Here is a 7,874-nt window from a genome sequence, read left to right as displayed (position 1 = left end):
CCGGCCGCCTGGGAGGCGGCGCTGATCGCGGTCGCCGCCGCCGTGGCAGCGGTTGTCGCCGACCGTGCCGTCGCCCGCGCGGCCACCGAGATCCGCGCCGAGCCCGTGGCCGAGCCGGGCGGCGCGGCAGCGCCCGCCGACATCCCCGGGCAGGCACCCCAGCACGACGGCCATCCTGTCGGGTGGCCGCTGGTAGCGATCCTCCCACTGGCCACGGCCGCCGCGTTCGTGTACGCGGTGGGCCACCTGCTGCTGGGTACCTGACGCCGTGCCCAGGCCGCGCTGAAACAGCCCCACCCGTGAACAGCCCCACCCGTGAACAGCCCCACCCGTGCGGGGAAGGGGCAGGCCGACGGCGCCGAGGACCAGCAGCGGGCCGAGGCCCCATCCGTGCGGGGAAGTGGGACGAAGAACGCGCGCGGCCGGGAAACGAGGTGGGCGGGCGGGCGGGCAGTTCACCCCTACGCCCGCTCCCACGTCGCCGGCACCATCGCCGGTGCGCGGTGGGGGAATGAGGTGGATGGGTGGATGCGCTGCTCCCTGGCGTGACCGGTTTGTGGGTGCTGGTGGCCGCTGTTGGATGCGCTGTCGGGCTGGCTGTGCTTGTCCGGCTGCGGGACGGGCGGTTCCGGGTGGTCCGTCCGGGCCCGTCGGCACCGGCGGCGCCGGTCGTACCTGACGGGGCCGTGGCGGATGCCATCGCGACCGCCGCGGCCCAGCCGGTCGGCGGCGACGTGAGCGGCGGCGGCGACGTGAGCGACGGGGAGAACAACGACGGGGAGAACAAGGTGACGGACGGCGACGAAGCTCCGGCCGCCCCACACGGCCCGGCCCGTCCGGAGGATGCAGGCCCGGAGGATGCAGGCCCGGACGGGATCCGCCCGGACGAGGCGGGTTCGCTGGCCGCGGTGGACGCCGAACTCGTCGCGCTCGGGGTGGCCCCCGGGGCGCGGGCCACGTTGGTGCAGTTCTCCACCGCTTTCTGCGCGCCCTGCCGGGCGACCAGGCGGATCCTCGCGGACGTCGCGAGCGGCGTACCGGGCGTGCGGCATGTGGAGGTCGACGCGGAATCCCACCTCGAGCTGGTCCGGCGGCTGCGGATTCGGCGTACGCCGACCGTCCTCGTCCTTGACGCGCGGGCTCGCGAGGTCTGCCGGGCCAGCGGCGCCCCACCGGGGCGGGCGGCCGTTCTGGCGGCGCTGGAACTGGCGGTCGGTGAGCCGCGCGGGCGGGATCCGGCCGCGGCAGCGGACAATACCATGATCGATGTGTCCGACCGGCCTGATTGGCCGTCGGATCGATAACACATCCCTCATGTTCACTGCTACGGTCAGGGGGTTATGTTCTCCACTGAGCTCGTCCGGCGCCGCACGGTCGATCTGTGCCGTGTACGTAGCTCGCTGTGTCCATTTTCCTGATCTGTGCGTTGATGCCGTCCGCCGTCGGCGGACTCGCCTGTCAGGAGATGAGCTCGTGGTCGACCCAAGAGGTCCCAGGTTCAGTGCGGCGGTCACCAGCGCTGTCCTCGCGGTCGTGTTGCTGACCGCGAATGGCTGGTTGCTCCTCGCGCAGACCGTGGTATTTCTGACAGGTGCGCTGATCGGTGTCCGTCGTGCTCCGTACGGGGTGCTGTACCGCACGCTGGTCCAGCCTCGGCTGGGGCCACCCGCCGAGCTGGAGGACGAGCGGCCACCGCGTTTCGCGCAGGCGGTCGGGGCGGTGTTCGGCGTGCTGGGCACGGCCGGTTTTCTTGCCGACGTCGCCGCGTTGGGGTACGTGGCCACGGCGTTCGCGTTCGTCGCGGCGTTCCTGAATGCCTCGATCGGCTTCTGCCTCGGTTGCCAGATATATCTCGCCATACGTTCTGTGAAAGGAGCGCAAGCATGAGTCGCGCCAACGCGCTTGTCGATGCCGCCTGGGTCGACGCACATCTGAGTGATCCCAAGGTTGTCCTGGTCGAGGTCGACGAGGATGTCTCCGCATATGACAAGGGGCACATCCGCGGCGCGGTCCGGCTCGACTGGAAGTCGGAGCTGCAGGACCCGGTCATCCGCGACTTCGTCAACAAGGAGCAGTTCGAGAAGCTGCTGTCCGGCAAGGGCATCGCGAACGACGACACCGTCGTTCTCTACGGTGGCAACAACAACTGGTTCGCCGCCTACGCCTACTGGTATTTCAAGCTGTACGGGCACGGCGAGGTCCGGCTGCTCGACGGCGGCCGGAAGAAGTGGGAGCTCGACAGCCGCGAGCTGACCGAGGAGCTCCCGGACCGGCCGGCGGCCCAGTACGTCGCCAAGGACGCCCGCACCGACATCCGGGCCTTCCGGGACGAGGTCGTCGCCGCGATCGGCACGAGGAACCTGGTCGATGTCCGGTCGCCCGACGAGTTCGCCGGCCGGCTGCTCGCCCCGGCCCACCTTCCCCAGGAGCAGTCGCAGCGCGCCGGGCACATCCCCACCGCGAGGAACATCCCCTGGGCGAAGACCGCGAACGAGGACGGCACCTTCAAGTCGAACGAGGAACTGACCGCCCTGTACGCGCAGGCCGGGGTGGACCTGGGCAAGGACACCATCGCCTACTGCCGCATCGGCGAGCGCTCGGCCCACACCTGGTTCGCTCTCCACGAGCTGCTGGACCTGCCGAACGTCAAGAACTACGACGGGTCCTGGACCGAGTACGGTTCACTGGTCGGCGTCCCGATCGAGAAGGACGCCTGAGACCATGTGTGGCGCGCCCCGTGGCGGACCCTCGCTGGAAGGAATTGACGTGGCAAAGGAAACTGTCATCCAGGGCGTCGTACTGAAGGATGGTTCACCGGTCGCTTCGGGTTATGCCCGGCTGCTCGACGAGAGCGGCGACTTCACCGCGGAGGTTCCGCTGTCGGCGACCGGGCAGTTCCGTTTCTTCGCCCGGCCCGGCTCGTGGACCGTCCGGGCGCTCGTCCCGGGCGCGTCCGGCGAGCGGAAGGTCGTCGCCCGCCAGGGTGAGCCCGTCGACGCCGAGATCGAGGTCGCGGCCTAGGGAACCGGGGAATTCCACAGGGCGGGGCCTGGGGCCTCGCTGGTTTCCCGACCCGTCCCGGATGGGCCTTTTCGGGATCCGGAGAAATTCCGGACCTCCTGAAAAGGCCCATCTCCGTGTGCTGCGGACGGTGTTCCGGTACGGGGGTGGATTCGCGACGCTCAGGAACCGCCGGCCCGGGGCGTGGGAACGCCGTGGCACACGGGTACGGCCCGGGTGGGTACGGCGAACGACATCGGGCCGACGGTGTAGTTGCGCAGGTCGTTGTCGACCGCGAACAGCGCGGCGGAGCTCCGGTCCGGAAATGGTGCGACGACACGCCGGACCGTCCGCTGCGCGGTACCGTCGAACTGGACAACTGCGTACAGGACCTCGGATTCGTGCATCACACAACCACCAAACCGCATCCTCCCGGCGCCGTGAAGGAGCCGTGTCGTGTGCCGTGCGTGGTCCGCTGCCGCGAGAGCGGTTGCGGAGCTTGCGTACGGCGCCACGCACGGTCCTGCCGACCGGCTACTCACAGTCCCGCGGACGCCCGCGGAGCGCGGGACGTACCGGACGGCCGTCAGTAGACGAGAGCCCGCGCCCCGTCGGCGAGCACCTCGGAGACGAAGACCGCCGCGCCGGCGATGCGTATCCCGGGGAGCACGTCGTCGGGGCCGATGGACCGCCGCGCCGCGCACTGCGTGCACAGGGTCACGCGTCCGCCGGCCAGGACGGCGTCCAGCAGCCCGGTCAGTGGGGCCGACTCGGGCAGCGCGAACTCGGCGGCACGCCCGGGCAGGGCGAACCAGGCCGACTCGCCGGTGAGCCACAGGGAGACGTCCGCGCCGCTGGCGAGCCCGACCGCGGCGACCGTGAACGCCTGTGAGCACCGTTCCGGCGCGTCCGCGCCCGCGGTGGCCTTGATGACCAGTGAGGCTGTCATGGCTGTCAGTCTGTACCGGATGGTCCGTACCGGTTGGCCCGGCCCGTACCGGTGGCCCGGCCCGGCCCGTGCCGTGCCGGGCGGCTGCCGTGGTGGGACGCGGCCGCCCGGACAGGCCCGGCGCGCACCGCCGCGGGGCCCGCCCGCCGGTACCGGAAGGCCCCGCTCCGCGGGGCCAGGCGGCTTGGCCGATGTCACACAGCCACCGCCAGCGGGGCGGGAAGGGTGCGCTCACGGCTAAACTGGTCCCGTGCTGGAAATATTTTTCACCGCTTTGTTGATCTTTGTAGCGGTGCTCATCGGGTGGTTCTCCGTGTACGCGGTGTACAAGCTGTACTCGGGTCAGCGTTGAGCGTCCCGGTCGTGCCCGTACCCATGTCCGTACCCGGGCACGCCGTCGGCGGGTGGACGTGACCGTGCGGCCCGGGCCGGTGATCGACCTGCACCCGAGCCTGCTGCCGATCGCCTTCCTGCTGGGCACCTGGCGGGGCGAGGGCGTCGGCGGCTACGAGGGGATGGACGCCTTCCGCTACGGCCAGGAGATCGTCTTTTTCAGCACCGGGCGTCCCGCCCTGTCCTACACGTCCCACACCTGGTGGGTCGGTGAGCCCCGGGACGGGCGCAGCGAGGGCAGCCCGCTGGCGACCGAGACCGGTTTCTGGCGGGTGCAGCCCGCGGAGGGCGACGGGCCGCCCACCGTGGAGGTCATGCTCGCCCATCCCTTCGGGATCAGCGAGATCTACGTCGGGGACGTCGCCGGGACGCGGGTGGAGCTGCGTTCCAACGTTGTGATCAGGACGGCCACCGCGCGCCGGGTGGACCGCTCCCAGCGGCTGTACGGCTTCGTCGAAGGTGATCTTGCCTACGCCATCGACATGGCGGCCGAGGGCAAACCGTTGCAGTCGCACCTGTCCGCCCGGCTCCAGCGGGCACCGGCCGCTGGCTGACTGCCGCCTGCACGGCCCGTTCGGCCCGTTCGGCCCGTTCGGCGCGTCCGAGCGGTGCGAACTCGGGCTGGCCGGCCCGGCCGGGCCAGGTGGCCGAGCCGGCCGCGCGTTCGGGCCGGGCCGTCGGATGCCGGCCAGGTCAGGCGCGCATCCGGGAGGCCTCCTCGGCGGCGACCCGGGCGCGCCAGGCCTTCTCCCGCGCGATGGCGCCGGCGAACCCGAGAGCGACCGCCGGATCGAAGTTCTCGTCCGAATAGGTGCGGGTGCACCCGAGCAGCCGGTCGATCTCGTCGGCGGTGACCGCCGTGAGCGGAAGCTGGCCGGTCAGGTAGACGTCGCCGGCGAGATCCACCGAGAAGTGCACGCCGTAGGTCCTCGCGTTGCGCCCGAGCAGGAACGCGTACGTGCCCGCCTCGTTCTCGGCGGGCCGGCGCATGAAGAACGCCTCGATGAGCAGCGTGTGGTCCCCCACCACCAGCCAGGTCATCGTCCGCAGCCGGTGCTCGCCCTCCAGGGTGACGAGGAACGAGTCCTCGGTCACCCGTTCGTAGGGCAGGCCCAGCTCCGCCAGGGCGTCGTCGATCAGGCGGCCGAGGCGTGCCCGTTCGGCACTGTCGACAGGTACTGACACCGGTTCCCACCTCCACCATGATCCTCATCTGGATCGCTGCCGTGGCCACCGGAGACTTTCCAGGCCGCAGCCGGCCGCAGCCGGCCGCGCGGCGTCAGGCCGTTGCCGGGACGGTAACCGGTGTCGCAGCGTTACGGTAACCGGTGAGAACGCCGCGTGCCGTCACGGACCAGCCGAACTCCCCTGCCCGCCCGACCGCCCCGGCGGCCAGGCGCCGGCGCCGGCGTGGCTGGCCGACCACCTGGGCCAGGGCGTCGGCATAGGCGGCCGGGTCGCGTTCCGCCACCAGGATGCCGGAGACGTCGTGCTGGACCGCCGTCCGCAGCCCGCCGACCGCGGCCGCGACGACCGGCGTCCCACAGGCCTGGGCCTCCAGCGCGACCAGGCCGAAACTCTCGCTGTGGCTGGGCACCACGGCCACGCTCGCGGCCCGGTACCAGTCGGCGAGCTCCGGCTGCGGCACCGGGGGCTGCAACCGGACGATGTCGGAGATGCCGAGCTCGGCCGCGAGTTTCACGAGCGAGTCCGGACGGTCCAGGCCGGATCCGCTGGGACCGCCGACCACCGCGACGACCAGGCGGTCACGCAGCGCCGGTTCACGCGCCAGCAGGTGCGCGGTGGCGCGCAGCAGCATGTCGGGCGCCTTCAGCGGCTGGATACGCCCCACGAACAGCAGCAGCAGCGCGTCTGGCGGGACACCGACACGGCCGCGTGCCGCCGCCATGTCCCCGGGGCGGAACACCTCCAGGTCGACGCCGGGCGCCACCACGTCGACCAGCTCGGGGGCGGCGCCGTAGAGATCGACCAGGTGGCGCCGCTCGTCCTCGGTGGACGCGATCAGCAGGTTCGAGCGGTCGACGACGTCCTGCTCGCCGGCGATGCGGTGCGGTGGGTCAGGGCGGTCGCCGTCGGCGAGCGCGCCGTTCTTCACCTTCGCCAGCGTGTGGGCGGTGTGTACCAGCGGGACGGCCCACCTGCTCGCGACCGCGAGCCCGGCCTGGCCGGAAAGCCAGTAGTGCGAGTGGATGACGTCGAACCAGCCGGGCTCGTGCGCGGCCTCGACCCGCAGCACGGCCGCGGTGAAGGCGCACAGCCAGGCGGGCATGTCCTCCCTGCCGACGTCCTCGAACGGCCCGGCGGCGACATGACGTACCGTGACCCCCGGCGTGAGGGTGACCTTCGGCGGCATCCTGCTGCTGGTGGCGCGGGTGAAGATCTCCACTTCGGTGCCGAGCAGGGCCAGCTGCCGGGACAGCTCCACCACGTACACGTTCATGCCGCCGGCGTCGCCGGTACCCGGCTGCTCCAGCGGTGACGTGTGCATCGACAGCATGGCGACCCGACGAGGGAAGCCCGACCGGACCCGACGCACCAACCACCTCCACACCATCCGGACTCACCGACCATCGGACAGCCCGGTCCTGCGAACAACCGATCCAGGGGCCGCATGCCCGGCATCAGCCGCCCCGGGCGTGGCCGTCCGGCGCCGGACGGCCGCATCCACGGCTGCCTCTCAACAACGACAGGCAACCGAGGTTGCGGCCCGTAACCGGATACCGCCATCAGGTTCGCCGGCCCTGTCCTGCCGGCATCCGCCGTCGCGGTCCGTCATGGGCTCTCTTCTGACGGACACCCGGACTCATCCTGCCAGCGGCGCGGCGAACCGGCGATTGGGTGACAGGTGAGATTCACCGGTTTTTTCCGCATCCGGCTCCGGATGCCCGCGACAGGGGCGGCCGAGCCGGTTCTGCGATCGTGGACGCGTGTCAGGTACCTCCCCCACCGGCCGCCGCGAGCCGCGGCTGGCCGCGGGCCGCGCCAGAGCGCTGGGGCTCGCCACCCGTGGGACGACCGCTCCCAACCGCCTGCGCCGGGTCGACCGCTGGATCGTCGGGACACAGGCGGCCCGGTTACGTGCCACCGCCGGCCCGCTTGTCGTCGATCTCGGGTACGGCTCGTCGCCGGTCACCACGGTGGAGCTCTACCAGCGGCTGCGGCCCCTGCGGCCCGACGTCCGGGTCGTCGGGCTGGAGATCGACCGGGAGCGGGTCGCCGCGGCGGCCCCGGCCGCGCGCCCACCGGGGCTGGTTTTCGCCCGTGGCGGCTTCGAGTTCGCCGGGCTGCGCCCGGTGCTGGTCCGCGCGATGAACGTGCTGCGCCAGTACGAGGAGGCGGCGGTCGCCCCGGCCTGGGCGGCGATGCTCGAGCGCATCGCACCCGGCGGCCTGCTGGTCGAGGGCACCTGCGACGAGATCGGCCGGCGTGCCTGCTGGTTCGCTGCCGAGCGCCCGGCAGGGACGCCGATGCCGTCGGCGCCCGCCACAGCGCCCGCCGCAGCATCCGGGCC

The 7,874-nt window shown here is 71.9% G+C and carries 10 protein-coding genes and 2 pseudogenes; 8 read left to right on the top strand and 4 right to left on the bottom strand.

All coding sequences use genetic code 11. The features are described 5' to 3' along the window. The 6 genes and pseudogenes from NBX02_RS20565 to NBX02_RS20540 form a co-directional block, all read left to right on the top strand. Positions 1-264 (top strand): annotated as a pseudogene (locus tag NBX02_RS20565) (hypothetical protein); the annotation flags it as partial. A gap of 51 nt (positions 265-315) precedes the next feature. Then, on the top strand, positions 316-549 hold the full coding sequence (locus tag NBX02_RS20560) for a hypothetical protein (RefSeq protein WP_250292609.1): 234 nt from the start codon (positions 316-318) through the stop codon (positions 547-549). Beyond that, positions 525-1,304 (top strand): thioredoxin family protein, encoded by a 780-nt coding sequence (locus NBX02_RS20555; RefSeq protein ID WP_250286443.1) that lies wholly within the window; start codon positions 525-527, stop codon positions 1,302-1,304. The genes NBX02_RS20560 and NBX02_RS20555 overlap by 25 nt, the downstream gene beginning before the upstream one ends. Positions 1,305-1,473: 169 nt before the next feature. Continuing rightward, complete coding sequence (locus tag NBX02_RS20550; protein ID WP_250286445.1) at positions 1,474-1,887, top strand: DUF4395 domain-containing protein; 414 nt, start codon at positions 1,474-1,476, stop codon at positions 1,885-1,887. Continuing rightward, the gene (locus tag NBX02_RS20545) at positions 1,884-2,717 is read left to right on the top strand and encodes a sulfurtransferase (RefSeq protein WP_250286447.1); all 834 of its coding nucleotides are present in this window, start codon (positions 1,884-1,886) and stop codon (positions 2,715-2,717) included. The genes NBX02_RS20550 and NBX02_RS20545 overlap by 4 nt, the downstream gene beginning before the upstream one ends. A 4-nt stretch (positions 2,718-2,721) precedes the next feature. Beyond that, positions 2,722-3,021, top strand: a complete 300-nt coding sequence (locus NBX02_RS20540; RefSeq protein WP_445548558.1) for a DUF1416 domain-containing protein — start codon at positions 2,722-2,724, stop codon at positions 3,019-3,021. A 161-nt stretch (positions 3,022-3,182) separates the two neighbouring features. Here the strand turns inward: NBX02_RS20540 and NBX02_RS20535 are convergent, their stop codons facing one another. Continuing rightward, complete coding sequence (locus tag NBX02_RS20535) at positions 3,183-3,407, bottom strand: hypothetical protein (protein WP_250286453.1); 225 nt, start codon at positions 3,405-3,407, stop codon at positions 3,183-3,185. A gap of 179 nt (positions 3,408-3,586) precedes the next feature. Further along, on the bottom strand, positions 3,587-3,949 hold the full coding sequence (locus NBX02_RS20530; RefSeq protein ID WP_250286450.1) for a DsrE family protein: 363 nt from the start codon (positions 3,947-3,949) through the stop codon (positions 3,587-3,589). Between the two features lie 416 nt (positions 3,950-4,365). Here NBX02_RS20530 and NBX02_RS20525 point away from each other — a divergent pair, with 416 nt between their 5' ends. Next, the gene (locus NBX02_RS20525) at positions 4,366-4,896 is read left to right on the top strand and encodes an FABP family protein (RefSeq protein ID WP_250286455.1); all 531 of its coding nucleotides are present in this window, start codon (positions 4,366-4,368) and stop codon (positions 4,894-4,896) included. Positions 4,897-5,035: 139 nt separating this feature from the next. On the opposite strand, the gene NBX02_RS20520 is transcribed toward NBX02_RS20525, so the two are convergent. Further along, the gene (locus tag NBX02_RS20520; protein ID WP_250286451.1) at positions 5,036-5,527 is read right to left on the bottom strand and encodes a type III secretion system chaperone family protein; all 492 of its coding nucleotides are present in this window, start codon (positions 5,525-5,527) and stop codon (positions 5,036-5,038) included. 94 nt (positions 5,528-5,621) lie between these two features. Next, positions 5,622-6,917: a D-inositol-3-phosphate glycosyltransferase gene (gene mshA / locus NBX02_RS20515; RefSeq protein ID WP_250292606.1), complete on the bottom strand. Its 1,296-nt coding sequence runs from the start codon at positions 6,915-6,917 to the stop codon at positions 5,622-5,624. A 373-nt stretch (positions 6,918-7,290) separates the two neighbouring features. Between mshA and NBX02_RS20510 the strand changes: the two are divergent. Next, positions 7,291-7,874 (top strand): annotated as a pseudogene (locus NBX02_RS20510) (class I SAM-dependent methyltransferase); the annotation flags it as partial.

The sequence above is a fragment of the Protofrankia sp. CiP1_Cm_nod1 genome (assembly GCF_920888515.1).
Classification (GTDB): Bacteria; Actinomycetota; Actinomycetes; order Frankiales; family Frankiaceae; genus Protofrankia.
This window is presented reverse-complemented; position numbering and strand designations above follow the sequence as displayed.